This is a genomic window from Streptomyces sp. TRM70350 (assembly GCF_019219825.1).
Lineage (GTDB): Bacteria > Actinomycetota > Actinomycetes > Streptomycetales > Streptomycetaceae > Streptomyces.
In genome coordinates, this window is record NZ_JAHUXH010000104.1 from 1 (window position 1) to 990 (window position 990).

A 990-nucleotide genomic window follows, 5' to 3' on the forward strand; every position below is an offset into this window, starting at 1 on the left:
TGTCAATCCCCTCGAAGCGTGGAGACGTTGTTATGCCACTTCGGCCCTGAGCTGGGCCGTTGATGTTCTCCGTGCTTCTGCCATGCGACGTTCGAACGGGATCGGGGCGAGCCCGTCGTTGGCGCTGTGCCTCCTGCGAGTGTTGTAGAAGTCCGCGATCCAGGTCGAGATCTTGATGCGTGCCTCGGCCCGGGTGGTGAAGTGGTGCCGGTGGGCGAACTCGACCTTGAGCGTGCTGTTGAACGCCTCCGCGGCGGCGTTGTCCAGTGCGCACCCGACCCGCCCCATCGACTGCACGATCCCCAGCGCCTGGCAGGCGGCCGCGGTCTTCGCCGCGGTGTACTCGCTGCCGCGGTCGGTGTGGAAGATGACCCCGTCGACATCCCCGCCGCGGGCGGCGGCAGCCATCTGCAGCGATGCCACCGCCAGGGCCGCGTCGTGATGGGCGGACATCGCGTGGCCGAGCATCCGGCGGGAGAACAGGTCCTCGACGGTGGCCAGGTAGAGCGGCCCCTCGTCGGTGTCGATCTGCGTGACGTCCCCGCACCACAGCACGTCGGGCGCGACGGCGGTGAAGTTGCGGCGGACCAGATCCCGGGCCGCCGGCCGCTTCCCCGGCCGGGTCAGGCTCCGCCGCCGTTTCGGCCGCCGTCCGCACAGCCCCAGCTCGGCCATCCGCGCCGCGACCGTGTTCTTGGAAACGCTCCAGCCGGCCTCGCGCAGGTCGCGGGTGATCCTCGGCGAGCCGTAGGTGTTGCCTGAGGCGGCAAACAGCCGCTTGATCTCCTCATCCAGCCGCTCCTGGCGCTGCTCGCGGGCGGTGGGAGGGCGGTTGATCCACTTGTAGAACCAGGACTGCGAGACCTCCAGGGCCCGGCAGGCGATCGCGTGCGGGATACCGAACATGGTCCTCTGGGACGCGATGAACTCCGCGACGCTCACCGGTTCATCGAGTCCTTCACCCACAGGACCACCGAGCGCTTGAGGACA

Annotated in this window: 1 protein-coding gene; it reads right to left on the reverse strand. The window is 68.9% G+C overall.

Going from position 1 to position 990, the window contains the following annotated elements; genetic code table 11:
* Positions 1-30: 30 nt before the first annotated feature.
* The coding region (locus tag KWI83_RS37760; protein WP_218518884.1) for an IS3 family transposase at positions 31-990 on the reverse strand (960 nt) is incomplete at its 5' end.